This window comes from Sphingomonas faeni, assembly GCF_024273235.1.
GTDB classification, from domain to species: domain Bacteria; phylum Pseudomonadota; class Alphaproteobacteria; order Sphingomonadales; family Sphingomonadaceae; genus Sphingomonas; species Sphingomonas faeni_A.
The window spans coordinates 59,012-81,925 of record NZ_JANBVH010000010.1; the positions used below are offsets into that span (position 1 = coordinate 59,012).

23 protein-coding genes are annotated in these 22,914 nt (G+C 67.3%); 3 read left to right on the top strand and 20 right to left on the bottom strand.

Translation table 11 applies throughout. The features are described from left to right. Positions 1 to 73 precede the first annotated feature (73 nt). A complete protein-coding gene (locus NLI89_RS07330; protein ID WP_254686429.1) occupies positions 74 to 706 on the top strand; it encodes a DedA family protein in 633 nt (210 codons plus the stop codon). Here NLI89_RS07330 and NLI89_RS07335 read toward each other — a convergent pair. The 12 genes from NLI89_RS07335 to NLI89_RS07390 all read right to left on the bottom strand — a co-directional run bounded on the left by NLI89_RS07335 (position 703) and on the right by NLI89_RS07390 (position 9,638). Next, positions 703 to 1,404 (bottom strand): DJ-1/PfpI family protein, encoded by a 702-nt coding sequence (locus tag NLI89_RS07335; RefSeq protein WP_254686430.1) that lies wholly within the window; start codon positions 1,402 to 1,404, stop codon positions 703 to 705. The genes NLI89_RS07330 and NLI89_RS07335 overlap by 4 nt on opposite strands. Before the next feature lie 290 nt (positions 1,405 to 1,694). After that, positions 1,695 to 2,219: a hypothetical protein gene (locus tag NLI89_RS07340; protein ID WP_254686431.1), complete on the bottom strand. Its 525-nt coding sequence runs from the start codon at positions 2,217 to 2,219 to the stop codon at positions 1,695 to 1,697. Between the two features lie 73 nt (positions 2,220 to 2,292). Next, a complete protein-coding gene (locus NLI89_RS07345; protein ID WP_254686432.1) occupies positions 2,293 to 2,826 on the bottom strand; it encodes a demethoxyubiquinone hydroxylase family protein in 534 nt (177 codons plus the stop codon). Next, positions 2,823 to 3,305 (bottom strand): disulfide bond formation protein B, encoded by a 483-nt coding sequence (locus NLI89_RS07350; protein ID WP_254686433.1) that lies wholly within the window; start codon positions 3,303 to 3,305, stop codon positions 2,823 to 2,825. Before NLI89_RS07350 ends, NLI89_RS07345 begins: the two co-directional genes overlap by 4 nt. A 20-nt stretch (positions 3,306 to 3,325) precedes the next feature. Continuing rightward, positions 3,326 to 4,693 (bottom strand): S41 family peptidase, encoded by a 1,368-nt coding sequence (locus NLI89_RS07355; protein WP_439144489.1) that lies wholly within the window; start codon positions 4,691 to 4,693, stop codon positions 3,326 to 3,328. Positions 4,694 to 5,167: 474 nt separating this feature from the next. Beyond that, positions 5,168 to 6,340: a murein hydrolase activator EnvC family protein gene (locus NLI89_RS07360; protein WP_254686435.1), complete on the bottom strand. Its 1,173-nt coding sequence runs from the start codon at positions 6,338 to 6,340 to the stop codon at positions 5,168 to 5,170. 3 nt (positions 6,341 to 6,343) lie between these two features. Then, positions 6,344 to 6,766 (bottom strand): 23S rRNA (pseudouridine(1915)-N(3))-methyltransferase RlmH, encoded by a 423-nt coding sequence (locus tag NLI89_RS07365; protein ID WP_254686436.1) that lies wholly within the window; start codon positions 6,764 to 6,766, stop codon positions 6,344 to 6,346. A 19-nt stretch (positions 6,767 to 6,785) separates the two neighbouring features. After that, positions 6,786 to 7,193: a ribosome silencing factor gene (gene rsfS / locus NLI89_RS07370; protein ID WP_254686437.1), complete on the bottom strand. Its 408-nt coding sequence runs from the start codon at positions 7,191 to 7,193 to the stop codon at positions 6,786 to 6,788. A gap of 1 nt (position 7,194) precedes the next feature. Further along, a complete protein-coding gene (locus tag NLI89_RS07375; protein WP_254686438.1) occupies positions 7,195 to 7,809 on the bottom strand; it encodes a nicotinate-nucleotide adenylyltransferase in 615 nt (204 codons plus the stop codon). Then, on the bottom strand, positions 7,806 to 8,093 hold the full coding sequence (locus tag NLI89_RS07380) for a type II toxin-antitoxin system RelE/ParE family toxin (RefSeq protein ID WP_254686439.1): 288 nt from the start codon (positions 8,091 to 8,093) through the stop codon (positions 7,806 to 7,808). The genes NLI89_RS07375 and NLI89_RS07380 overlap by 4 nt, the downstream gene beginning before the upstream one ends. Further along, a complete protein-coding gene (locus NLI89_RS07385; RefSeq protein ID WP_254686440.1) occupies positions 8,090 to 8,326 on the bottom strand; it encodes a CopG family ribbon-helix-helix protein in 237 nt (78 codons plus the stop codon). The genes NLI89_RS07380 and NLI89_RS07385 overlap by 4 nt, the downstream gene beginning before the upstream one ends. Positions 8,327 to 8,375: 49 nt before the next feature. Beyond that, complete coding sequence (locus NLI89_RS07390) at positions 8,376 to 9,638, bottom strand: glutamate-5-semialdehyde dehydrogenase (RefSeq protein WP_254686441.1); 1,263 nt, start codon at positions 9,636 to 9,638, stop codon at positions 8,376 to 8,378. A gap of 77 nt (positions 9,639 to 9,715) precedes the next feature. On the opposite strand from NLI89_RS07390, the gene NLI89_RS07395 reads away from it, so the two are divergent. Further along, positions 9,716 to 10,822 carry a DUF3667 domain-containing protein gene (locus tag NLI89_RS07395; RefSeq protein ID WP_254686442.1) on the top strand — a complete coding sequence of 369 codons (1,107 nt, stop codon included), beginning with the start codon at positions 9,716 to 9,718 and terminating at the stop codon, positions 10,820 to 10,822. 946 nt (positions 10,823 to 11,768) lie between these two features. On the opposite strand, the gene NLI89_RS07400 is transcribed toward NLI89_RS07395, so the two are convergent. The 7 genes from NLI89_RS07400 to ruvB form a co-directional block, all read right to left on the bottom strand. Further along, entirely contained in the window at positions 11,769 to 12,146 is a 378-nt protein-coding gene (locus NLI89_RS07400) for a hypothetical protein (RefSeq protein ID WP_254686443.1), read from the bottom strand. A gap of 63 nt (positions 12,147 to 12,209) precedes the next feature. After that, the gene (ftsH, locus tag NLI89_RS07405; RefSeq protein WP_302675657.1) at positions 12,210 to 14,198 is read right to left on the bottom strand and encodes an ATP-dependent zinc metalloprotease FtsH; all 1,989 of its coding nucleotides are present in this window, start codon (positions 14,196 to 14,198) and stop codon (positions 12,210 to 12,212) included. 122 nt (positions 14,199 to 14,320) lie between these two features. Continuing rightward, complete coding sequence (tilS, locus tag NLI89_RS07410) at positions 14,321 to 15,301, bottom strand: tRNA lysidine(34) synthetase TilS (RefSeq protein ID WP_254686444.1); 981 nt, start codon at positions 15,299 to 15,301, stop codon at positions 14,321 to 14,323. Positions 15,302 to 15,480: 179 nt separating this feature from the next. Then, a complete protein-coding gene (locus tag NLI89_RS07415; RefSeq protein WP_254686445.1) occupies positions 15,481 to 16,437 on the bottom strand; it encodes a tetratricopeptide repeat protein in 957 nt (318 codons plus the stop codon). Between the two features lie 96 nt (positions 16,438 to 16,533). Then, on the bottom strand, positions 16,534 to 17,535 hold the full coding sequence (locus NLI89_RS07420) for a RodZ domain-containing protein (RefSeq protein WP_254686446.1): 1,002 nt from the start codon (positions 17,533 to 17,535) through the stop codon (positions 16,534 to 16,536). Between the two features lie 70 nt (positions 17,536 to 17,605). After that, complete coding sequence (gene ptsP, locus NLI89_RS07425) at positions 17,606 to 19,879, bottom strand: phosphoenolpyruvate--protein phosphotransferase (RefSeq protein WP_254686447.1); 2,274 nt, start codon at positions 19,877 to 19,879, stop codon at positions 17,606 to 17,608. A gap of 254 nt (positions 19,880 to 20,133) precedes the next feature. Continuing rightward, positions 20,134 to 21,159 carry a Holliday junction branch migration DNA helicase RuvB gene (gene ruvB / locus NLI89_RS07430; protein WP_120299517.1) on the bottom strand — a complete coding sequence of 342 codons (1,026 nt, stop codon included), beginning with the start codon at positions 21,157 to 21,159 and terminating at the stop codon, positions 20,134 to 20,136. A 53-nt stretch (positions 21,160 to 21,212) separates the two neighbouring features. Here ruvB and NLI89_RS07435 point away from each other — a divergent pair, with 53 nt between their 5' ends. After that, positions 21,213 to 22,124, top strand: a complete 912-nt coding sequence (locus NLI89_RS07435) for a 2-hydroxyacid dehydrogenase (RefSeq protein ID WP_254686448.1) — start codon at positions 21,213 to 21,215, stop codon at positions 22,122 to 22,124. Positions 22,125 to 22,293: 169 nt separating this feature from the next. Here NLI89_RS07435 and ruvA read toward each other — a convergent pair whose 3' ends face one another. Further along, on the bottom strand, positions 22,294 to 22,893 hold the full coding sequence (gene ruvA / locus NLI89_RS07440; RefSeq protein WP_254686449.1) for a Holliday junction branch migration protein RuvA: 600 nt from the start codon (positions 22,891 to 22,893) through the stop codon (positions 22,294 to 22,296). Positions 22,894 to 22,914: the final 21 nt, after the last annotated feature.

Genomic DNA, 22,914 nt, shown 5'->3' on the forward strand with positions numbered 1-22,914 from the left:
CAGCGAACGAAGCGCGGACCAGTTCCGCTTTAGGGCTTCCCTTCGGCGCCCGGTTCGCGCAATCGACCGAGCCATGTTCGAAAAGATCCTGGCGGTCCTCGCCACCTTCACGATCGGCGTCATCTCGTCCGGTGGCTATGTCGGCATCGCCTTGCTCATGGCGATCGAGAGCGCGTGCATCCCGCTGCCGTCCGAGATCATCATGCCGTTCGCCGGCTACCTCGTCTCGACCGGGCGATTCGACCTGTATCTCGCCGCCACCGCCGGCGCGATCGGGTGCAACCTTGGCTCGATCGTCGCCTATGAGGTCGGCAAGCGCGGCGGCCGACCGATGGCCGAGCGTTGGGGCCGCTTCGTCCTGATCGGGCCGGGCGAGCTCGACGCGGCCGACCGGTTCTTCGCGCGCTGGGGCTCGGCCGCGGTGCTGATCGGCCGGCTGCTGCCGGTGATCCGCTCGTTCATCGCCTTCCCCGCCGGCGTCGCGCGGATGAAGCTGGTGCCGTTCCACCTCTACACCTTCATCGGATCGTGGCCGTGGTGCTTCGGGCTGGCCTGGGTCGGCATGAAGCTCGGCGACAAATGGGACAGCGATCCGCGCGTCAAGGCCGCGTTCCACAGCGCCGACCTGTTGATCGGCATCGTCCTGATCGCGCTGGTCGCCTTCTACATCTGGCACCGGGTGCGCGGGCTGAAGCGTCACCCTTAAGCGTCTTGGGCAAAGCCGCGGCGCTTCGCCAGCGCGCGCAGCTCGTCGTCGCGGGTAGGGACTAGCGCGTGCACGCGGCGCTGATACGCCGCGACGATCTCCGGACCCGCGCCCGCGGGTGAGCCGCTGTCGAACGGTGGTGCCGGATCATATTCCAGACCGAGCTGAACCGCCCGGGCGTGCGCTTCGCCGCGGATCATCGCGGTCAGCGTCAGCGCGAAGTCGATCCCCGCGGTAACGCCGCCCCCCGTGACGCGGTTGCGATCGACCACGACGCGCGCGTCGACCGGGATCGCGTTGAACAAAGTCAGCATGTCGCGCTGCGCCCAATGGCAGCCGGCGCGGTAGCCGTCGAGCAATCCCGCCGCGCCGAGGATCAGCGAGCCGGTACAGACGCTCGTCACCCACGTCGCGGTTGCGCCGATCGCCTGAACCCACGCCATCGCCTCGTCGTCGGCGATCACGGCGTTGATGCCGAAACCGCCGGGCACGCAGAGGATGTCGGCATGCGGCATTTCGGCGAAGGTCGCGGTCGGCAGGATCGAGAAACCGGCGTCCGTCGGGACCGGGTCGCGCGTCTTCCACACGAGATCGAGCCGGGCGTTACCGAGCCGCGACAGCACCTGCGCGGGGCCGGTCAGGTCGAGCTGCGTCACGTTCGGGAACAGCAGGAAGGCGATCCGTAGGGATTGGGTCATGCCGGTATTCCTAGCGGGAGGTTCTCAGGGCCGCGAATAGCGACATCGTTCCCGATCAGCCTAAGGCGTGGTGAAAATCACGCCAATACAGCATCGGCCAAGGCGCGCGCGCGAGCGAAGTGTGCGAGCCGGTGGCCAGAGGATCGGAACGTGCTCCCCTCCCTGGAAGGGAGGGGTTGGGGGTGGGTGGGCCAATTTGGGCCACTGGGGTTCGAACTTGCGGAAACCGACCCACCCCCTGCCCCTCCCTTTCAGGGAGGGGGGAAGAAAGGCGCTGTCTCGCGAAGGCTTTATGGGAGGACAGGGACTTCGGCGGCGCGGGTCTTGTTTTCCAGGCGGGACTCTCGCACGCGCTGGCCGAAGCATCCGGTGGCGCCGCCGGCACCGACGGCGGAGCAGCTGCCGATCGTGTTGACGCCCGAGCCTGCGTCGAGCGTGCCCTGGGCCTTGGTCGCCCAACTAGCATTCTCTGGTGTCACGACGAACTCGCGGAGTTCTTTCGGGACGCGGTACTGCTCCTGGGCGCTGCGGCGGACGCAGACGACGATCTCTTCGCCATTCTGGTTGGTAGGGCAGCGTTCGTTGCCGAACAGCGTCAGGACGCCGTTGATCGGCGCGTTGCGCGAGACCTGCGGGGGGGCGACGACCGGTTTTGGCTTGGCGGTCGCGCCGGGCAGCGCGGGGGCCTTGGCGGGCGACTGCGCAAGGGTCGGCCCCGTATTGGCATTGGACGTATTGGCACTAGAGGTCGGCTGCGCGGTCTGTGCGACGGCGGGGCCGGCGACGAGCAAGGCCGCCGCAAAAAGCATCTTCATACGCATCACTCCCACGCGTTCGTTCGGCTTGTTATAATCGCTTGGCCGTATCCATTGATCCGTTTCCGTCCGCCTAGATCCGCTTGGCGGTCGCGATCGCGACCTTGCAGCCGAGCCGGATCACCGCGCTCAATACCGGGTAGCCCGGCGTCTCCTCGGCACCCGCCGCAATCGCGGTCGCCTTGTGTTCGAGTTCCTCGGCCTGGAAATCGAGGATCGCTGCCGATAGCTCGGGATCGCTGGCGCCAAGCTGAACGAGCTGTTCCTCGTAATGTTTGTCGATCTCGGTCTCGACCGCCGCAGTGCACGCCATCGCCGCACGCGGGCTGATCGCCGCGGTCACCGCGCCGAGCGCGAAGCCGGCGACCTTCCAGATCGGCTGCAACACGGTGGGGCGCACGCGCCGCTCGACGATCATCCGGTCGAAGAACGCGCGGTGCCGCTCTTCCTGTTGCGCCATGTGGTGGATCGAGCGCGACGCCGGGTGACGGTCGCCGAGCACGGCCAACTGGCCCGCGTAGATACGGATCGCGCCGTATTCGCCGGCCTGGTCGACGCGGATCATCGAGTCCGTCGCTCGCTTGACGTCTCCTGGCTTCCAACTCATCTCGTCTTCCTCATGAGAGCGAATATGGTGATCGCACCTCCCAGAGAAAAGATGGCGTTGAAGCCGGCGAGCGAAATGCCGAACAGTTTCCACTGCGCCGAATCACAACGCACCATCGGCGCATTCATGATCGCGGCGAGACGCTCCGCCGCGGTCGTGCCAGCCATCGAGACGGTCGTGGTGCAGGCGGTGAAGCCGTTCCACCAATGATATTCGACGCCGGCATGCGCGACGCCGATCAGGCCGCTGAGCCCGATCAACAGCCCGGCGATGATGACCAGCGATGCGCGCAACGACCGCCCGGGCACGAAGAACGTCGCGCCGGCAATCAGCAACGCGGAATAATGCGGCCAGCGCTGCCAATGGCACATCTCGCACGGATACAGCCCGCCGAGATATTGCGAGCCGAGCGCGCCGAGCAGCAGGAATGCCGGCAGCAACAGCGCGATCGCGCGCGCGATCTCTTCGTTCTTGGTCATGCCAAGCCCACGACGCACGCTCAATTGGTGGGCGCCTTGGTTGCGTCGGGGGCGGTAGGATCGGGCTTGATCGGGCGCGGCTTGGTCGCGGCGGCGACCTGGACCGGACCGCCGAGGCGCGCAACGGTCTTCAGCGCATAATAGAGCTGGAAGTCGTCGATACCCTGTTTCTTCAGCTGGTCGGGCGTCTGCGAGAAGCGGGGATCGGTCTTGGTATCCTCCTCGAGTACCGCGTTGTCGGCCTTCACCTCGTTGATCAGATGCTTGCGCAGATCCGCCTCGCGGAACACCGGGCGCGACTTGTAGTCGGGATCGGTGAGCTGCGGCACCTTGATGTCGGGCTCGATCCCGCCCTCCTGCACCGACCGGCCGGACGGCGTGAAATAGCGCGCGGTGGTGAGGCGGAGCGCGGTCTCGGGGCCGAGCTGCAACACCGTCTGGACCGAGCCCTTGCCGAAGCTGCGCTCGCCCATGATCAGTGCGCGGTGGTGATCCTGGAGCGCGCCGGCGACGATCTCGGAGGCGGACGCGGTGCCGGGATCGGTGAGAACGACGACCGGCAGGCCGTGCGCGTCGTCGCCGGGCTTCGCGTAATAGCGCTCGATATCGGTCTTCTCGCGACCGCGCTGCGAGACGATCTCGCCGTGATCGAGGAACGCGTCGCTGACCTCGATCGCCTGGGTCAGGAGCCCACCGCCATTTTCGCGAAGGTCGACGACATAGCCCAAGGGACGGTGCCCGAGCGACTTGTCGATCGCCATGATCGCCGCGCGGGTGTCGGCACCGGTGTTTTCGCTGAAGGTATTGATGTTGATATAGCCGACGTCGCCGCGGACTTCCCACTTCACCGGCTTCTGGACGATGATCTCGCGCATCATCGTCACGTCGAGCGGCTTGTCGCGGCCGGGGCGAACGAGCCCGAGCGTGATCTTGCTGCCGGGCTTGCCGCGCATCTTGCCGACCGCCTCGTCGAGCGAATCGCCGTAGATCAGCTTGCCGTCGATATGCGTTATATAGTCGCCGGATTTGACGCCGGCGCGGGCGGCGGGGGAATCCTCCTGCGGGGAGACGACCTTGATCGCGCCGTCTTCCATTTGGACTGTCAGGCCGAGACCGCCGTAATTGCCCTCGGTCATGATCCGGAGGTTTTCGTAGTCGAGCGCGTCGACATACGAGCTGTGCGGATCGAGGCTGGCGAGCATGCCCTGGATCGCGCCCTTGATCAGCGTCTTGTCATCGACCTTGTCGACATATTCCGCCTTCACGCGGTTGAAGACGTCGAGGAACTGGTCGAACTCGCGATAGGTATCGGTGTCGACCGCCGCCATCGCCGAGGTGGCGAGCGGGATCAGCGTCAGCGCGCCGACGATCGCCGTGGCGGTAAGCATAGGAGCACGAATAGGACGGGGCATCGATGGTCCTGCAACCTGAGAAGTGACGTGTCGTACAGTGGTGACGGCGTAGCGTAATGACGTGGTGGCGGCAACGCGCGCGCGGAGTGAAGACTGATGAGGGTTAACGGGGGCTGACCGGGGGCCCCATCGATCCTCCCCCGCCAGGGGGAGGTGGCACCGAAGGTGACGGAGGGGGAGGACACGGAACAGCGGTTACCCCTTCCTCCCCCTCCGTCCGGCAAGCGCCAGCCACCTCCCCCTTGCGGGATCGAAACGCGGCGTCCATCAGGTTTCGGCGGCAAGTCTCTTCCACCATGCTACGTCATGCCGGGCTCGTTCCGGCATCCACGGTTCCGCACGCTCGATAGAATTGGGTTCGCGGAACGGTGGGCCCCGGAACCAGTCCGGGGTGACGGGGTGGATTTGGCGATTTCGACCACAAAGTCAGGCGTTGACCGGCTCAGCCGATCAGCGCGGCCCTATCAGTGACGCCGCATCGACCGGCCGCCCCCGGCGCCGGAGTTCGACGGTGATGCGCGGGTCTTCGCCGGGCGCGATGCCGAGCGGCGCGCCCATCGCGATGCGGTCGCCGGGCTTTGCCGACGTTGCGGCGAGGCCGGTGACGAGGCTGGTCCAGCCATCGGCGTGGTCGATGATGACGATGACGCCATACTCGCGGAAACGACGCGCGTAGCGGATCGTCCCCGCGGCGGGGGCGACGACGCGCGCGCGCGGGGTGGTGGCGAAGGTCAGGCCGCGCGACCGGACGCCGGAGTCCGAAACCTCGTCGAAGCCGATGACGAGCCTGCCCGCTACCGGGCTGCGGTACACGCCGCGCGGGGGTGGCGGTGGCGTGGTGCCGGGCGCGATCGGGCGCGGGACCGGGCCGGCAAGCGCGATCAGGGCGGCGGCGGTCGCCTTGGCGTTGGTCGTGGCGGCCATCCCGTCGACCAGATCGCGCGCGCGTTCACCGAGCGCCAGCGCGCGGTCGGACTCGCTTAGCGCACCGCGGCCCAGGGCCTGGCTGCGCTGGCGATGACGCGCCTCGAGGGTGGCCAGCGCGACGCGGTCGTTTTCCAGACGCGCGCGGCCGTCGGAAAGCGCCTTGGCGGCGAGTGTCGCGCTCGCCTGCAACCGCCGCGTCTCGGCGAGCTCGGTGCGGACCGCCTCGGTACGCTGACGGACGACGGGGAGCGCGCTGCCTAGTACCGCCCGAACATGGACGAGATCGTCGACCGATCCCGGCTGCGCGACCGCAACGATGGTCGGGCGACGGGCGAGCGACTCCAGCGCCGCAAGCAGCCGCGCGACTGGGGCCTGTGCGCGGCCGAGCCTGGCGCGTTGATCGGTGAGCAGGCGCTCGACCAGCGTCACACGTGCGCTCGCGGTAGCAAGGTTGGCTTCCGCGGCGGTCACACGGGCGGCGAGCGCCTGTTCTTCGCGGCGCGCCTTGTCGGCGGCATTGCGTTCTTGAGCAGCAGCCGCGGCGAGCTTGGCGGCGCGCGCGGCGGCGATCGCGGCGTCGCGTTTCGCCGCGACCAGGCGTTGCTGCTCGGTCGCCAGTTCGGGCGCGTCAGTCTGTGCGGTAACGCCCGCCGCCGCGAACAGCGCCGCGATCGCCAAGACGCCCCCTGCCCTCATGCATCACCCTTCGCGGTGATAGGGGTGGTTGGCAAGGATGCTGGTCGCGCGGAAGAGCTGTTCGGCGAGCATCGCGCGCGCGAGCAGATGCGGCCAGGTCGCGCGGCCGAACGAGAAGAGCAGGTCGGCTTCGTCGCGCGCCGCGTCGTCGAAGCCGTCGGCCGCGCCGATCATGAACCGCGCCTCCCGCACGCCATCGTCGCGCCATCGCTCCAATTTATGCGCGAACTGCGTCGACGACAGCGTCTCGCCCTTCTCGTCGAGCAGGATGCGCTTGGTCTGCTCGCCGACCAGCGGGATCTTGCCGCCGACGTCGGGCAGCTCGGACACCTTCGTCGGCCAGACGATCCGCTTCAGATAGCGATCGACCAGCTCAGCCTCGGACGAGCGCCCGATCCGACCACGGGCGACGATGTGGAGCAGCACCGCCGCCGCGCCTCGAAGTCTAGTCTTCGGCGGTAAAGGTCGGCACCGGCGGCGGCGTCGGTGCGTCGCCGAATGCCCACATGCGCTCCAGATTGTAGAAGCTGCGGACTTCGGGGCGGAACAGGTGGACGATGACGTCGGTCGCGTCGATCAACACCCAGTCGGCGGTCGGCAGGCCTTCGATCTTCACCGGGCGCTTGAACTCGGCCTTGATCCGCTCGGCCAGCTTCTGCGCCATCGAGGCGACCTGGCGGGTCGAACGACCGCTGGCGATCACCATGTAATCGGCGATGCTGGTCTTGCCCGCGAGCGGGATCGAGATCGTCTCGACCGCCTGGTCGTCGTCGAGCGACGCGAGGATCAGGCGATGCAGCGCCTCAACCTCTTCGGGGTCGGTCGCGCGAGGGGCAGTAGGGGAAGTGGCCAAGTCAGCTCCTGGGTAAGATTACCGGATCAGCAATATGCTGAGCCCAGTCGGGATTTTCGGCACGCAGGCCGGTTGCGGAGGTCGGGTCGGGTCGGAAGCGCAACAGCACAAGGGCCGGCAATCTCCACGTCGTCCAGCTCTTCGCATGGTCTGTGCGCCGTTGGAAGCGCCGCAGCCAACCCATCGCGGGGGCCGCGAGGGCGCGCCCGTCATATCCCGGCCGCGCGATTACCGCAATCGGAACCTCGCGGGCGATCTGGCGCCAGTTCTTCCAGCGGTGGAAGTCGGCGAGATTGTCAGCGCCCATCAACCAGATGAAGCGGATTTTGGGGTAGCGCCGCTTGAGCTTGCGGATCGTGTCGAGCGTGTAGCGGGTATGGAGCCGTGCCTCGATATCGGTAGCCCGGATCGGCGCGCGACGGGCCATCACGCGGGCGGACGCGAGGCGTGCGGGGAGCGGCGCCATGTCATTCGCGGCGTCCTTGAGTGGATTGCCGGGGGACACCAGCCACCACGCCTCGTCCAGCGCGAGCGCATCGACCGCGGATAGCGTGATGCCGCGGTGGCCGCGATGCGCAGGATTGAACGACCCGCCGAGGATGCCGACATGGATCATAGGAACTGCTGTCGGTCACGCGCGACGTGAATGACGCGGACGATGAACAGATCATCGTCCGCCAATCGATAGAGCAAGATGTACGGCGTGCCTGCGACGCGCCATTTACGCAGTCGGGTATTTGGCACCGCTGGCCCCGCGCCCGGGTAGTCCACCAGAAATCTGGCTGCGTTTATCGCCGAGGTGCCAACCCGGCTCGCGGTATTCGGATCGATCTTGTCAAATTCGTCGTCGATCTTCGCAAGATCGGCCTGCGCGTCGCGCGACCATCTTACGCCCCTCATGCAGCGTCGGCGGTCTTGTGCCGTTGCGCAAACCAGGCTTCCATTTCCTCCTGGGTGAGATAATCGCCTCGCGCGATCGAATCCTCGCCCGCTTGAATGAAGTCCAGAAACTCGAGTTCTTCGTCGACGCGACGCGCGATCGCTTCGGCGGCGATGGTACTAGCGTCTACGCCGCGGCGTTGCGCCAGTGTCGCGAGTTTCTCGGCAACGCCTGGCTCGATCGCGATCATCAAGGTCGATGCGTTCGTCATGTCGCGAACATGCGCTTTCCACCTCTCACAATCAACCGCGCACCTGGCCGGTGCCGCGGCCGATCCATTTGTAGGTGGTGAGGCCTTCGAGCGCGACCGGGCCGCGGGCGTGGAGGCGGCCGGTGGCGATGCCGATCTCCGCGCCGAGGCCGAACTCGCCGCCGTCGGCGAACTGGGTGGAGGCGTTCCAGAGGACGATCGCGCTGTCGACCGACGTCAGGAAGCGTTCGGCGACGCCAGCATCCTCGGCGACGATCGCGTCGGTGTGGTGCGAGCCGTGGCGGGCGATGTGCGCGACCGCCGCGTCCAAGCCGTCGACGATCGCGACCGAGGCGATCGCGTCGAGATATTCGGTGTCCCAGTCGGCCGCGTCGGTAGCGGCGATCTCCGGAACGAGCGCGCGCGCACTTCCGTCGCCGCGCACCTCGCAACCCGTTGCTGCGAGACCTCGGATCAGGGCCGGTGCGTCGGCGTAATCCCGGTCGATCAGCAGCGTTTCCATCGAACCGCAGACGCCGGTGCGGCGCATCTTGGCATCGGCCACCACCGCCTCGGCCATTGCCGGGTCCGCGGAGGCATCGACATAAACGTGGTTGATGCCGTCGAGATGCGCGAGGACGGGAACGCGCGCTTCGGCCTGGACGCGGGCGACGAGGCTCTTGCCGCCGCGGGGGATGATCAGGTCGATCACCCCGTCCGCCTTCAGCATCGCGCCGACGGCCGCGCGATCGGTGGTCGGCACGAGTTGCACCGCATCGACAGGCACCCCGCCCGCCATCAGGCCCTCGACCAGCGCCGCATGGATCGCGCGGTTGCTCCTCACCGCTTCGGACCCGCCGCGCAGGATCGCTGCGTTGCCCGCCATCACGCACAGCGCCGCGGCGTCCGCGGTGACGTTCGGGCGGCTCTCGTAGATGATGCCGATGACGCCGATCGGCACGCGGACACGCGAGAGCTTCAAGCCGTTCGGACGCTCGCTGGCGTCGATCACCTGCCCGACCGGATCGGCGAGCGCCGCCACCGCCGCGACCCCGTCCGCCATCGCCGCGACACGCGCCTCGTCGAGCCGCAACCGATCCAGCAGCGCGCCCGACAGACCGGCGTCCGCTGCACGCGCCATGTCCTCCGCGTTCGCCGCAACGATTCCCGCCGATGCCGCCCGGATCGACTCCGCCGCGGACGCCAGCGCCGCGGCCTTCCGCGTAGACGGCATCGACGCCAGCACCAGCGCGGCAGAGCGCGCGCGGCGGCCCATTTCGGCGATCAATTCGGTCGGATTTTCTGCGTCGGCCATGGCCCGCGCGGTAGCATGCGAAGCCCCTCGCGCCAACGCCGCGAACTCGTTACGCTACCGATATTACAGGGGGACCCATGACCGGAGATATCGAAGCAGCGGCGGATATCGCCACGGGCGCCCTGATCGGACGCGCGGTCGAACCGAAGGCGGGGGACGCTTATGGTGCGCATGCCGGCCATGGTCCGGACGACGCGCTCTGTCTCAATTGCGGGACGCGGTTGCTCGGCGAACACTGCCATGCCTGCGGCCAGTCCGCGCACGTCCACCGTTCGCTCGGCGGGATCGGGCACGAGATCGCGCACGGCGTATTTCACTTCGAAGGCAAGATCTGGCGGACGTTGCCGCTCTTGATCCTGCATCCCGGCACGCTCACGCGGCGCTACGTCAATGGCGAGCGGGTCCGGTTCGTGTCGCCGCTCGCGCTGTTCCTGTTCACCGTCTTCCTGATGTTCGCGACGATCGGCGCGGTCGGCGGCGAGCTCGCGGATACGATCGTGAACGACGAACGGCCGGGTGCGACGTCCGATTATGCCCGTGAGGCCAGCAAGGCGCGCGCCGCGCTCGCCATCATCGACGCGCAAAAAGCCGCCGCGACGAGCGATAGAGCGTATTCCGGGCCACCGATCGCCGAACTCGACCAACGCGCGGCGGCGCTGCGCACGACGATCCGCGCGCTCGGCGTCGCGACCGACATGAAGCGCGGCGGCAGTCACGGACCGGTCGTCGACCTGGGGGACTTCAAGACCGGCTGGGAGCGGCTCGACCACGGCATCGCCAAGGCCAATGAAAATCCCGGCCTGATGATCTACAAGCTGCAGACCAGCGCGTATAAATACAGCTGGGGCCTGATCCCGCTGTCGGTGCCGTTCCTGGCGCTGCTCTTCCTGTGGCGGCGCAAGCATCATCTGTACGACCACGCGATCTTCGTGACCTATTCGCTTGCGTTCATGATGCTGCTGACGATCACGCTGATCCTCGGGCATCTGGTCGGCGTGCCCGACGCGACGCTAAGGCTGGCCGCGGTGGCGATCCCGCCGGTGCATATGTTCGCGCAGCTTCGCGGGGCGTATTCGCTGCGGAAGCGATCGGCGGCGTGGCGCACGGTGGCGCTGCTGACGTTCGCGTTCACGGTGCTGCTGGCGTTTATCGTGCTGCTGTTGCTGCACGGGTTGACGGATTAGGTCGGGCTGGGTCGGGAGCGTGGGCGGGGGCAGGCCTGTCGTCCCGTCATTTGAGAACGGATCCGCTATTCAAGCGCATTCCTTAGCCGGACCATTATCCGAACGAAAAATCGGGACCTCCCCAATGGCCGTCATCCCAGAGAAAGCTGGGATCTCATCGTGTCGGCCGCGCCGCCAGCCAACGGGGATACCCCAGCTTTCGCAGGGGCGACGGGCTTGGGGGCCGGGTGACCGAATTCGCCATTCCCGCAAAAACCGGCCCTCTTTCCGCGAAAACTGGCCCTCTCCCCCTCACCGTCATCCCAGCGAAAGCTGGGATCTCATCGTGTCGGCCAAGTCACCAGCCAACGGGGATACCCCAGCTTTAGCTGGGGCGACGGGCTTGGGGGCCGGGTGACCGAATTCGCCATGCCCGCAAAAACCGGCCCCATTTCCGCGAAAACTGGCCCCCTCCCCCCGTCATCCCAGCGAAAGCTGGGATCTCATGGTGTCGGCCGCGTCGCCAGCCAACGGGGATACCCCAGCTTTCGCTGGGGCGACGGGCTTGGGGGCCGGGTGACCGAATTCGTCATTCCCGCGAAAACCGGCCCCCTTTCCGCGAAAACTGGCCCTCTCCCCCTCACCGTCATCCCAGCGAAAGCTGGGATCTCGTGGTGTCGGCGGCGTCGCCAGCCAACGGGGATACCCCAGCTTTCGCTGGGGTGACGGACTTGGGGGCCGGGTTTGGATCGGGATTGGGTGACGAACCTGTGTCAGGATACGGGCTTCGGCCGAAGACGAACTTGGGCCAGAGAACGAACTCGGGCCAGAGAACGAACTGGCCAGACGACGAACTTGGGCCGGGAGGCAGACCTGGGTCGGAGGACGGAGAAGGCTAGTGCGGCGGACCGCGTGGTACCGCGTGGTGGTGACCTTGGCCTCCTCAGCCCCGATTACACGTGCCTGCTCAGCGGCAGGGGTACAGGTTGGCCAAGACCCGGGCGTAGCCGTCCTTGAGAGGGCGTTTCCGGTAGCTGGCGGGGAGTTCGTTCAGACCGTCGAGCATGTCCATGATGCCGACCGACTCACCCTCGGGAACGCAGGCGATCGGAGGCTTGCCGGCGGCGGCGCGGGCGGCGCGTTCGGCTTTCAGCTGGTTGGTCGCGGCTTTCGCCTCTGCCTTCAGCGCAGGCAGGTCGGGCGACATCAGCGCCATCGGGCCCTGGTCGCGCAGCGCATTGGCGCGGGCGAGGAAGGTGCCGACCGTCATCGCGGCACTCGCCGGCATCGCCAGACCAGCGATCGTCAGCGCGGCGATCAGCGCCTTGGAGCGAACATACGACATGGGCGGCCTTTCCGGGAAAAGACCGCCCATAGAGATACTTAGGTTACTGCCGGGTGAACCGGATCACGCCCCCAGCGGGGTCGGCGTACCGAACGGACCGTTCGGACGCCGCGTCTTCGGGATCGACGTGCCCGCACGCGGGACGGTCGACGCCTTCGCACCCGGATCCGGACGATCGAGATCCTCGCCAGCGATCAGCTTCTTGATCTCGTCGCCGGTCAGCGTCTCGAACTCGAGCAGCGCGCCGGCCACGGTGTGAAGCTGGTCGACATGATCGCTCAGCACCTGCTTGGCGCGGTCGAGACCGCCTTCGACGATCCGCTTGATCTCGTCGTCGATCAGCTGCGCGGTCTGGTTGGACATGCGCGACGGACGGCTCGACGAGTAACCCAGGAACGACTCGCCCTCGGGCTCGCCATATTCGAGCGGGCCGACCTTGTCGGACATGCCCCAGCGCGTGACCATGTCGCGAGCCAGACCCGTGGCGTACTGGATGTCGCCCGATGCGCCGCTCGAGACCTTGTCGTAGCCGAAGATGACTTCCTCGGCGACACGGCCGCCCATCGACACCGCGAGGTTCGCGTACATCTTGTCGCGGTGATAGCTGTACGAATCCCGCTCGGGCAGGCGCATGACCATGCCCAGCGCACGACCGCGCGGAATGATCGTCGCCTTGTGGATCGGATCCGACGCAGCCTCGTGCATCGCGACGACGGCATGGCCGGCTTCGTGATACGCGGTCATCCGCTTCTCGTCGTCGGTCATGACCATGCTGCGACGCTCTGCGCCCATCATGACCTTGTCCTTGGCTTCCTCGAACTCGGCCATCGCCACCAGGCGCTTGCCCTTGCGCGCCGCATGTAGCGCCGCCTCGTTGACGAGGTTGGCGAGATCGGCGCCCGAGAAGCCCGGCGTACCGCGTGCGATGACGCGCGCATCGACGTCGGGGGCAAGTGGCACCTTCTTCATGTGCACTTCGAGGATCTTGATGCGACCTTCGATATCCGGCCGCGGCACGACGACCTGGCGATCGAAGCGGCCCGGACGCAGCAGCGCCGGATCGAGCACGTCGGGACGATTGGTCGCGGCGATGATGATGATGCCTTCGTTCGCCTCGAAACCGTCCATCTCGACCAGCAGCTGGTTCAGCGTCTGCTCGCGCTCGTCATTACCGTTGCCGAGGCCGGCGCCGCGATGGCGACCGACCGCGTCGATCTCGTCGATGAAGACGATGCACGGTGCGGACTTCTTGGCCTGCTCGAACATGTCGCGGACGCGGCTCGCACCGACGCCGACGAACATCTCGACGAAGTCCGACCCCGAGATCGTGAAGAACGGCACGCCGGCCTCACCCGCGATCGCGCGGGCAAGCAACGTCTTGCCGGTACCGGGCGAACCGACCAGCAAGGCGCCCTTGGGGATCTTGCCGCCCAGACGCGCGAACTTGGTCGGGTCCTTGAGGAACTCGACGATCTCCTCCAGCTCTTCGCGTGCCTCGTCGATGCCGGCGACGTCCTGGAAGGTGACCTTGCCTTCCTTCTGCGTCAGCATCTTCGCGCGGCTCTTGCCGAAGCCCATCGCGCCGGAGCCCGAATTCTTCTGCATCTGCTTCAGGACGAAGAACGCGATGCCGAGGAACAGCAGGAACGGCAGCGACTGATACAGGAGCAGCGCCAGCATCGACGGGCCCTCTTCGGGCTTCGCGCTGATCGAGACGCCCTTCTCGCGCAGGCGGGGCACGAGCGTCGAATCCTGGATCGGGTACGACTTGAACTTCTCGCCCGAGGACAATGTCCCCGAGATGATATCGCGCGAGATGTTGACGTCCTTGACGGTGCCCTCGTCGACCTTGTCGAGGAACGCCGAATACGCGATCGTGTTGCCGCTCGACGCTGCGGTGCGGCCGTCGAACATGGTCACGAACAGCGCCAGCGCGAGCAGGATGCCGACCCAGATCAACAGGCTTTTCATCCAGGGATTGCCGCCGTTGTTCTCCGGGCCGCCGTTTCCGGGGCCCTGGGGCTTCTGACCGCGGTTGTCGTTGTCGCTCATGGGTGCACGATACCTTTCACCGCACAAGATAAGCGTGCGCAGGTTAATGGCAATGGAACAACGCGCGCGTTGCGTTGATCAGTGTGAACGGATCGTCACGTGGTTCAGGCGGGACCCGACGTTCAGGCAGGGCCCAACGCGGGGGCCCGGCGCGGCGGTGCCTCGCGGAAGCGCCAGACGTCGCCGCGCACGCTGGCGATGATCCCGGCCTGCGTGGTGCGCTTGCCGGCCATCAGCGAGTCGAGCAGCTTCTCGATGTTCGCGGCCTCGGTCCATTCGGGGGCGACGATGCCCGCCTCGGTGCGGACCGTGCCGATCGCGCGGCGGGCGAGGCGGCGGAGGATCTCGCGGGGGAGCTTGTCCACCGCCAGCTTCACCTCGCCGCCACCGACCTTGGCGCGTTCGGTCCAGATCCACTCGACCATCGCACGGACGTCGGTATCGGTTTCGGCGAGTGCCGCGGCCGCGCGCGCGAGGTTGGGCGTGCCGAGCCATTCATTCTCGCCGAGCAACCGGCGGAAGCGGGTGCGATCGTGGCGGTCGTCGTGGTTCGAGGGATCGTCGAAGAACGGCACTTCGGCACGGCGGACGATCGCGCGGAGTTCGGCGCGGCGCCAGTCGAGTAGCGGACGAATGACCGCGACGCCGTGGATTTCGGTGCGCGCGCGGACGCCGGCAAGCCCCGCGAGGCCGGAGCCGCGGGCGGCGCGCATCAGGAAGGTCTCGGCCTGGTCGTCGGCGTGGTGGCCGGTGACGAGCGCCCCTGCCCCGATCGCGCGGGCGTGATCGGTGAGCAGGGCGTAGCGCGTGGTGCGGGCCTGTGCCTGGATACTGGCGCCGGTGATCGGTTCGCTGGGGGCGAGCGTGGCGTGGCGGATGCCGAGCGTTGCGCAATGCGCGGCGACCATCGCGGATTCCTCCACCGCTTCCGGGCGGAGGCGGTGGTCGATGCTCGCGACCGTGAACCCGGGGGGGAGCGCTTCGTGCGCGAGGGTAAGCATCGCCATGCTGTCGGGGCCGCCCGAGACGGCGAACAGCGGGTTGGTGATGTCGCTTGCCAGGCGCACGAAGTCGGCGGCGAAGCGGCGGCCTTCTTCGGTCATGCGCGGTTGGCCGTGACGAGGATGCTGATCCTCCCCTGCAAGGGGAGGTGGCTGGCGCTTGCCAGACGGAGGGGTGATCCGCTCTCGATAGCGCAATACCCCTCCGTCAGCCCGATGGGCTGCCACCTCCCCTTCCAGGGGAGGACATCAAAGCGGCCGGTAGTCATCGGTGAACCTGCTTACTTGCACTTCGCCGCGCTGCGCCCGGCGGCAACCTGGCCCTTCATCGCCGAGGCCATCTTCGCCCCATAGACGTCGTTCAGCTCGTCATACACCTTGCAGGCATCGGCCGGCTTGTTGAGCTTGGTCAGCGCCTGGCCGAGGTACAACAGGCTGTCCGGTGCGCGCTCGCCGTCGGGCATCTTCTTGTAATTGTCGTAGAACGCCATCGACGCGAGGCTCGGCTTGCCCTCGTCGAGATACGCGCGGCCGAGCAGGTTCTGCGCATAGCTGGCGCGCTTGCTCTTCGGATAGTCGGCGACGACCTTCTTCAGCTGTGCCTGGGCCTGCGGATACTGCTTGGCCGCCCACAGACGATAGCCATACATGTATTCGTCCTCCGCCGGATCGCCGGTAGAAGGCTTCTCGACCGAGACCTTGGTCGGTGCAGTGGTCGGCCGGGACGCCGTCTCGGGGCGCGTCGTCGGGCGCGAGGGGCCATCGTTCGAAGAGCCGGCGTTCGAAGGACCGCCGTTCGAGGGATCATCGGGCTCGGTCGGGCCACCAGTGCCGGCGATCGGCGCGGGGCCGGTTTCGAGCGTCTTCATCCGCGCGTCGTTCGAGCGGCGGTAATTGTCGAACGCATCCTGCAACTGGCGCGTGCGGTTCTGGTTCTGCTCGATCTGCTCCGTCAGCGACGTCATCTGCTGCTCCAGCGACGTGACGCGCTGGTTCACGTCGGCGAGCGCACTGGTCGCGGGCGAGCCAGGCCCCGGGCCCTGCTCGTTCTGCGGCGCGCGCACTTCGGGCTGGAGCATCTGGCCCGCACCACCGGGGAAGACCTTCCGCTGGACCGCGCGCATTTCACTTTCGAGCTTGCCGACGCGGCCCTCGACGTTTTGCGCCTGGGCGCCAGTGGAGATCGCGGTCGGCATCAGGGCCGCGAGGCAGACGCCGATCAGAATAGACTTACGCATGGGCCACACCCCCCGGTGGATTGGTTAATCGTCCGGGTATAGCTGCACTACCCATCCTGTCGCCAGCCTTAAGGCGCTGGCGATGCCCGCGGGCTTTCACGGGGTCGGCGTTGCCGTAGCGGCGGGCGGCGGGTTGGCGGCAGCGTCCAGATTGGCACGCTGCGTTTCGGTCATCTGACGACGCGGCGTACGCGGACGACTGGCGCGCGCCTGCTCGCTGGTTCCGGACGGCGTGGCCGACGCGGTCGGCATGGGCTGCGGCTCGGGCGTACCGGCAAGACGCGCGGCGATCGCCGGTGCCCCGATGCGAACGTCCTTGATCGGGCGCTCGCCGGTGCCGAGCGCCGGCGCGGCGGCACCGTTGAGCGTCACCGCCAGCTTGTCCGCCCGACCGATGTTGATCATCGGGTCCTTCGCGTCCTTGGGCACGTCGAACTTCTCGCCCGGCTTCATGGTGCCGAGGTACAGCGTCTTGTTGTCGGCATCGTAGACGCGCATCCACACCTCGTCCGAGGCGGTCAGCGTGACCTGGCCGTTCGCGGGCGTCGCAGGAGCGGGCACGGGTTGCGCGGTCTGCGCGACAGGGTTCGGCGCGGTTTGCGCAACCGGCGTCGCGGTCGAGGACTCGCTCGATCCGCGGAACATGTCGGTGCCGTACCAGAGGCCGACCAGCACCAGCACCGCGATCGCGATCCCCAGCGCGACGATCGCGATCCCACGCGAGGGTACGCGCGACGGATCGGTCATCTCATAGGGTTCGTATTCGGGCGTGCGGCGACCGAGCTTGGCGACGTCTTCGCGCACCAGCTGCGCGATCCGCACCTCGTCGACGCCGACCGCACGCGCATAGGCGCGGCTGAAGCCGACCGCGTAGGTGGAGGACGGCAGCGCGGAATAGTCGGATGCCTCGATCGCCTCGAGATGGCGCAGCGGCACGCGCGTACGTGCCGCGATATCCGCGACGCTCAATCCCTGCGACTCGCGGCTGTTGCGAAGAATGTCGCCAGCACGCTCTGGTACAGCGGGCGTAGCGTTCTGGCCGGTTTCGACCTCGTCCATTCTTGTCTCCGAAGCGGGCTGCGTAGCGTTGCCCGTCATGTCCCCCGTCTTTCAGAGGCCCCTAGCCGTGTCAACGCGCACGCGGCCCGGAACCGCCGGTTTCGGGCCTTCAGACGATTTCGACACCGTTTTCGGTCGCCCATGCGGTCAGCGCGCCGCGCATGTCGCGGGGTGGATCCGCCAGCAGTCCTGTCATGTATCGGGTGAGCGCGGCGCGATCGAGCGAGCGCGTCATCGCCTTGATCGGGCCGACCGCGGCGGGGGTGATCGACAACCGCTCGATCCCGAGGCCGATCAGCGCCATCGCCTCCAGCGGCCGTCCGCCCATCTCGCCGCACACCGCCAGATCGACCTTGGCGTCGCGGGTCGGCGACACCAGCCGCGCGATGAAGCGGAGGATCGACGGGCTGAGCCAGTCGTACCGCTCGGCGAGCTTGGGATTGGCGCGATCGGCCGCGAACAGGAACTGGGTCAGATCGTTGGTGCCGATCGACAGGAACTCGATACGCGGCAGCAGCACGTCGAGCATTTCCGCAAGCGCCGGCACCTCGAGCATCGCGCCATAGCGGATCGCCAGCGGCATCTTCCGCCCGCGTCCTTCGAGCCAGGTCCGCTGCGCCTCGAACAGCGCGCGCGCCTCGTCGAATTCCCACGGCTCGCTGACCATCGGGAACATCACGTTGAGCGTGCGGCCGGCGGCGGCCTCCAGCAACGCACGCGCCTGCACCTTCATCAACCCGTCGCGCTCCAGGCCAAGGCGCAGCGCGCGCCAGCCCATGGCCGGGTTCTCCTCGTCCGAATCTTCCTTGTTGAGATACGGCAGCGCCTTGTCGCCACCGATATCGACGGTGCGGAAGATCACCGGGCGCTCGCCCGCCGCGTCGAGCACTTCGCGGTAGAGCCGCTGCTGGCGCTCGCGCTGCGGCAAAGTGGCCGAAACGAGGAACTGGAACTCGGTGCGGAACAGGCCGATCCCGTCCGCGCCGGTGACGTCGAGCGCGGCGACGTCGTCACGCAGGCCAGCGTTCACCATCAAGGTCAGCCGGTGGCCGTCCTTGGTGATCGGCGGCACGTCGCGCAAAGCCGCGAACGCCGCCTTGCGCTTCTGGCGCATCGCGAGCCGCGCATCGAACGCTTCCTCCATCGCCGCGGAGGGGCGGGCGAAGACGTTGCTCTCGGCGCTATCGAGCAACAGCATGTCGCCCTCCGCGACCAGCCGGCGGATATCGCGGACGCGGCCGAGCACCGGCACGCCCATCGCGCGCGCGACGATCGTGACGTGCGCGGTGAGCGATCCTTCCTCGAGGATCACGCCCTTCAGCCGGCGCTTGTCGTATTCGAGCAGTTCGGCAGGCCCGAGATTACGCGCGATCAGGATCGTGTCCTGGCGCAGGCCGAGTTGCGCCGCGGTGCCCATCTGGCCCGAGACGATACGGAGCAGCCGGTTCGACAGATCCTCAAGATCGTGCATCCGGTCGGCGAGCAGCGGATCGTCGATCTGGCGCATGCGCTGGCGGGTACGTTGCTGGACGCGCTCGATCGCCGCCTCGGCGGTCAGCCCGGAATCGATCGCCTCGTTGATGCGCCGCGCCCAGCCCTCGTCATAGGCAAACATCTTGTAGGTCTGGAGCACTTCGACATGCTCGCCGCCGACACCGAATTCAGCCTCGCGAGTCATCCGGTCGATGCCTTCGCGCATCTTGTCGAACGCCGCATAGACGCGGTGCCGCTCGGCGTCGGTGTCCTCGGCGACGGTGTGCTCGATGGTGATCCGCGGCTGGTGATAAACCGCGAAGCCCGCGCCCATCCCGTCGACCAGCTTCTGGCCGGGGATGCGCATCGCCGCGGTCGACTGCGGCCGGTCCGCGCCGCCGCCGGTGGTGTCGATCAGGCCGGCATTGGCGATCAGTTCGGACAGCACCATCGCCACCGTCTGCAACGCCTCGATCTCGACGTCCGCATATTTGCGACGATCGGTGTGCTGGACGGCCAGGACCCCCACGGATCGCTCGCGACGGATGATGGGGACGCCCGCGAAGCTGTGGAAGCGGTCCTCGCCGGTCTCGGGCTTGTAGGCGAAATCGGGGTGGCTGGCGGCTTCGTCGAGGTTGAGCACCTCGACGTCTTCCGCGATCGTGCCGACTAGGCCTTCGCCGAGCGCGAGCTTGGTGACGTGGACGGCCGCCTGATCCAGCCCGCGCGTCGCGAACAGTTCGAGCACCCCTTCGCGCAACAGGTAGATCGAGCAGACCTCGCTGTCGATCGCGGTGGCGATGATGCCGACGACGGCGTTCAGCTTGGCTTGCGCGGACGTGCGCGACGCCATCACGTCGTGAAGGCTGGTGAGGATTTCGCGGGCGGAGGCGGCGGCCGAAAGGGGCATTCGGGTTGGCTATCAGATGAAACGCTTGGGTGCCACGCAACAAAAGCAGTGTTGGGGTGAAGTTCGATCGATCTTTGAGTGGGGATTCTCCAAATGAGTCCCCAGCGCTTCGAACACCCCCTCACTTCCCCCCTCCCTGGAAGGGAGGGGTTGGGGGTGGGTCGGCCTGCTCGAGCCACCTGCGTCTGGAATATGCGGAAGCCGACCCACCCCCTGCCCCTCCCTTCCAGGGAGGGGGGAAGATTTAGAAGAAGTCAGGTGTCGAACAGACCGTCCTGGCTTCCGGCCGGTGGGTTCAGGCCGAGATGTTTCCACCCCCCCGCGTTCAGGAACCGCCCCCGTGCCGTCCGTGCAATCAGGCCGAGTTGGATCAGATACGGCTCGATCACCTCCTCGATCGTATCACGCGGCTCGCTCAACCCCGCCGCCAGCGTCTCCACCCCCACAGGCCCCCCGCGATAGATATCCGCGATCATCATCAGATACCGCCGGTCCATCGCGTCGAGCCCGAGCGAATCGACCTCCAGCCGGTTGAGCGCCGCATCCGCCGCCCGCGCATCGACCGTCTCATGCCCGGCGACATTGGCGAAATCGCGCACCCTTCGCAGCAACCGCCCGGCGATACGCGGCGTCCCGCGGGCCCGGCGCGCGATCTCCATCGCGCCGTCCTTGGCGATCCCCAGCCCGAGCAGCCCTGCAGCGCGCGTCACCACCCGCTCCAGTTCCTCGACCGTATAGAATTGCAGGCGCACCGGGATGCCGAAGCGATCGCGCAGCGGCGTCGTCAGCAACCCCTGCCGCGTGGTGGCGCCGATCAGCGTGAACCGCGGCAGGTCGATGCGGACGGAGCGCGCGGACGGCCCCTCGCCGATCATCAGGTCGAGCGCACGGTCCTCCATCGCGGGATACAGCACCTCCTCGACCGCAGGCTGCAACCGGTGGATCTCGTCGATGAACAGCACGTCGCCATCCTCGAGATTGGTCAGCAGCGCGGCGAGATCGCCCGACTTGGCGATCACCGGCCCCGAGGTGGCACGGAACCCCACCCCCATCTCGCGCGCGACGATCTGCGCGAGCGTCGTCTTGCCGAGCCCCGGCGGGCCGAAGAACAACACGTGATCCAGCGCATCGCCGCGCGATTTCGCCGCCTGGATGAAGATGCGCAGATTCTCGCGCGCGGCCTTCTGCCCGACGAATTCGTCGAGCGTCTTCGGGCGCAGCGCGGCGTCGACGTCTTCGGGACGCTTGGCGGCGGTCAGGATGCGGTCTGTATCGGTCACACGCCGCGATAGCGCGCTCGCGGTGAAGGGGGCAAGGCGGCTATGGGTGCGGGATGACGAACGAAACCGTGCAGCCCGACCTGTATCTGCTCTCCGGAGTATCGCCTGCGCTGGAGGCCGCACTCGCCGAGCGCTTCACGCTGCACCGCACGGATCCGCTGGCGACGACGCGGGCGATCGTCGGCGGCGGGAGTAGCGTGATCGATGAAGCGCTGCTCGACCGCCTTCCCGCGCTGGAGATCATCGCGATCCACGGCGTCGGGTATGACGGTATCGACCTCGCCGCGACCAAGGCGCGCGGCATAGCGGTGACGACGACGCCCGACGTACTGACCGACGATGTCGCAGACCTCGCGATCGGACTGATGCTGGCCGTGCAGCGACGGATTGTCGCGAACGACCGTGCAGTGCGCGACGGCGGGTGGCAGGTCGACCTCTCTCGACGCGCCAGCGGGCGACGGATCGGCATCTTCGGGCTTGGCCGGATCGGCAAGGCCATCGCCAAGCGCGCCGCGCCGTTCGCGCGCGAACTCCATTATACCGCGCGCTCCACGAAGCCGGATTTCGCGGGCGTGTTCCATGCCGACATAGCCTCGCTCGCGGCAGCGTGCGACGTGCTGATCGTCTCAGCCCCCGGTGGCGACGCGACGTCGCAAATCGTGGACGCCGCTGTTCTCGCAGCGCTCGGCGAGGACGGCATCCTGGTCAACATCGCGCGTGGCAGCCTGATCGACGAACCGGCTCTGGTGGCAGCGCTTCAGGCGGGAACGATCGCCGGTGCGGGGCTCGACGTCTTTGCCGACGAACCTGCCGTTCCCGAAGCGCTCAAGACGATGGATCAGGTCGTCCTGTCACCGCATCAGGGCAGCGCGACGGTCGATGGCCGGGCCGCGATGGCGGCGCTGGTCGTTGCGAACCTCGACGCGCATTTTGCAGGGAAAGCGCTGCTCACGCCGCTCGAGTGATGCGGCCAATTTTTTGTTAGGCAGTGTCCCAACCACACTCCGTCATCCTAACAAAAGTCAGTGGCTGTCGGTATCGTTCTCCTGCGTACGCAGGAGCCCAGGGTAACGGGGCACAACGATTGTGGCCCTGGACTCCTGCGTTCGCAGGAGAACAGCAATCGCCGGAACCCTAAGCCTTCGACGCCTTGCGCAACGCCAGTCGCACCAGCGCATCGAGCGAGGCCCCTGCCCCCAGTTCCTCGTCCGCCGCCGCCACCGCGACACTCGCCTCGTTCGGCCGGAACCCGAGGTTCAGCAGCGCCGAAACCGCATCCGCAGACGCCCCCGGTGCGGCATTCACCACCGCCGGCCCGAGCCCGAGCGCGATGCCGCCGATCTTGTCCTTCAGTTCCATGACGATACGTTGGGCGAGCTTCGGCCCGACGCCATTGGCGCGCGCGACCATCGCCTTGTCGCCGCTGGCGATCGCACGCGACAGGTCGACCGGCTCCAGCGCCGACAGGATCGCGAGCGCGACGCGCGCGCCAACCCCCTGCACGCCGGTCAGCAACCGGAACCAGTCGCGCTCGTCCGCGCTGGAGAACCCGACCAGCCGCTGGAAATCCTCGCCGACGAGCAACTCGGTGAACACCGTGCACGCCTCGCCGATCGGCCCGAGTGCCGAGAGCGTCCGCGCCGACGCGCCGACCTGATAGCCGACTCCGCCGACGTCGATCACCGCGTAGTCGATGCCCGTGGAATCCAGGCGCCCTTTGAGATGCACGATCATGGTTCAGCCGGTAGAACAAAG

Excerpts from the sequence above, each read along its gene's own strand:
- NLI89_RS07330 (WP_254686429.1), top strand. The coding sequence starts at position 74 with ATGTTCGAAAAGATCCTGGCGGTCCTCGCCACCTTCACGATCGGCGTC.
- NLI89_RS07335 (WP_254686430.1), bottom strand. The coding sequence starts at position 1,404 with ATGACCCAATCCCTACGGATCGCCTTCCTGCTGTTCCCGAACGTGACG.
- NLI89_RS07340 (WP_254686431.1), bottom strand. The coding sequence starts at position 2,219 with ATGAAGATGCTTTTTGCGGCGGCCTTGCTCGTCGCCGGCCCCGCCGTC.
- NLI89_RS07345 (WP_254686432.1), bottom strand. The coding sequence starts at position 2,826 with ATGAGTTGGAAGCCAGGAGACGTCAAGCGAGCGACGGACTCGATGATC.
- NLI89_RS07350 (WP_254686433.1), bottom strand. The coding sequence starts at position 3,305 with ATGACCAAGAACGAAGAGATCGCGCGCGCGATCGCGCTGTTGCTGCCG.
- NLI89_RS07355 (WP_439144489.1), bottom strand. The coding sequence starts at position 4,693 with ATGCTTACCGCCACGGCGATCGTCGGCGCGCTGACGCTGATCCCGCTC.
- NLI89_RS07360 (WP_254686435.1), bottom strand. The coding sequence starts at position 6,340 with ATGAGGGCAGGGGGCGTCTTGGCGATCGCGGCGCTGTTCGCGGCGGCG.
- NLI89_RS07375 (WP_254686438.1), bottom strand. The coding sequence starts at position 7,809 with ATGATCCATGTCGGCATCCTCGGCGGGTCGTTCAATCCTGCGCATCGC.
- NLI89_RS07380 (WP_254686439.1), bottom strand. The coding sequence starts at position 8,093 with ATGAGGGGCGTAAGATGGTCGCGCGACGCGCAGGCCGATCTTGCGAAG.
- NLI89_RS07390 (WP_254686441.1), bottom strand. The coding sequence starts at position 9,638 with ATGGCCGACGCAGAAAATCCGACCGAATTGATCGCCGAAATGGGCCGC.
- NLI89_RS07395 (WP_254686442.1), top strand. The coding sequence starts at position 9,716 with ATGACCGGAGATATCGAAGCAGCGGCGGATATCGCCACGGGCGCCCTG.
- NLI89_RS07400 (WP_254686443.1), bottom strand. The coding sequence starts at position 12,146 with ATGTCGTATGTTCGCTCCAAGGCGCTGATCGCCGCGCTGACGATCGCT.
- ftsH (WP_302675657.1), bottom strand. The coding sequence starts at position 14,198 with ATGAGCGACAACGACAACCGCGGTCAGAAGCCCCAGGGCCCCGGAAAC.
- tilS (WP_254686444.1), bottom strand. The coding sequence starts at position 15,301 with ATGACCGAAGAAGGCCGCCGCTTCGCCGCCGACTTCGTGCGCCTGGCA.
- NLI89_RS07415 (WP_254686445.1), bottom strand. The coding sequence starts at position 16,437 with ATGCGTAAGTCTATTCTGATCGGCGTCTGCCTCGCGGCCCTGATGCCG.
- NLI89_RS07420 (WP_254686446.1), bottom strand. The coding sequence starts at position 17,535 with ATGACGGGCAACGCTACGCAGCCCGCTTCGGAGACAAGAATGGACGAG.
- ptsP (WP_254686447.1), bottom strand. The coding sequence starts at position 19,879 with ATGCCCCTTTCGGCCGCCGCCTCCGCCCGCGAAATCCTCACCAGCCTT.
- NLI89_RS07435 (WP_254686448.1), top strand. The coding sequence starts at position 21,213 with ATGACGAACGAAACCGTGCAGCCCGACCTGTATCTGCTCTCCGGAGTA.
- ruvA (WP_254686449.1), bottom strand. The coding sequence starts at position 22,893 with ATGATCGTGCATCTCAAAGGGCGCCTGGATTCCACGGGCATCGACTAC.